The sequence below is a fragment of the Halostella sp. PRR32 genome (assembly GCF_034808085.1).
Lineage (GTDB): Archaea > Halobacteriota > Halobacteria > Halobacteriales > Natronoarchaeaceae > Halostella > Halostella pelagica.
This window is the reverse complement of record NZ_JAXHGL010000099.1, coordinates 1-276: the sequence shown is the minus strand read 5'-3', so window position 1 is coordinate 276 and position 276 is coordinate 1. Positions and strand designations below refer to the sequence as shown.

1 pseudogene is annotated in these 276 nt (G+C 68.1%); it reads right to left on the bottom strand.

Going from position 1 to position 276, the window contains the following annotated elements:
• Window positions 1-36: 36 nt before the first annotated feature.
• Window positions 37-276, bottom strand: a pseudogene (locus SM753_RS20540) (M20 family peptidase); the annotation flags it as partial.

The following is a 276-nucleotide window of genomic DNA, read 5'->3' as shown; positions in this document are numbered from 1 at the left end:
CGACGGGGGTGGCACCCCCGTCGTTCGTTCAGTCGGTCACTCGACGAGGCGACTCGTCGCGGCGGCGACGAGTTGCGCCGTCTCGACCACGTCGTCCACGAGGACGTACTCACCCGTCCCATGGACGTTCGCACCGTCGGGACCGACGATGACGGTCGGTATCTCGGCGCGGCCGCCGAGGTGGTTGAAGTCGCCGATGCTAGAGAAGTAGCCCACGTCTGGGTCGACGCCCCAGAGGTCGCGGACGCTGTCGAAGAAGGGCGTGACGAGCGGGTG